Source organism: Rhizobium sp. RHZ01, assembly GCF_014851595.1.
Taxonomy (GTDB): Bacteria; Pseudomonadota; Alphaproteobacteria; order Rhizobiales; family Rhizobiaceae; genus Rhizobium; species Rhizobium altiplani.
On record NZ_JACUZZ010000109.1, the window covers coordinates 1 to 446 of the forward strand.

Below are 446 nucleotides of genomic sequence, written 5' to 3' on the forward strand. Positions count from 1 at the left end.
ACCGCTCCGAGCACTGGATCGTCGTCAAGGGCACGGCAGAGGTGACGATCGGCGAAAACGTGCAGATGCTGAGGGAAAACGAGTCCGTCTACATCCCGCTCGGTGAAGTCCACCGTCTCGCCAATCCCGGCAAGATCATGCTCGAACTGATCGAAGTCCAGACCGGATCCTATCTCGGCGAAGACGATATCATCCGCATCGTCGATGAGTTCGGCCGCAGCTGATCACTGTTGTCTTGAACTTATAAACTTCCCCCTGTAACACCATCGCGGCCCCGCCAATTGGCGGGGCCGCGATCGTTGTCTTAGGGAATGATTCCATGCGTATTGTGATGATTGGCTCGGGCTATGTCGGCCTCGTCTCCGGTGCCTGCCTCGCCGATTTCGGCCACCATGTCACCTGCGTCGATAAGTCGGCCGCGAAGATCGATGCATTGGAAGCCGGTA

General features: G+C 57.6%; 2 protein-coding genes. Both read left to right on the plus strand.

Annotated features, from left to right (window positions below; translation table 11 throughout):
- Positions 1-224 (plus strand): cupin domain-containing protein (locus tag IB248_RS31025; RefSeq protein ID WP_192242256.1); only part of this gene is annotated, 224 nt, incomplete at its 5' end.
- Between the two features lie 95 nt (positions 225-319).
- Positions 320-446 (plus strand): NAD-binding protein (locus tag IB248_RS31030; protein ID WP_192242053.1); only part of this gene is annotated, 127 nt, incomplete at its 3' end.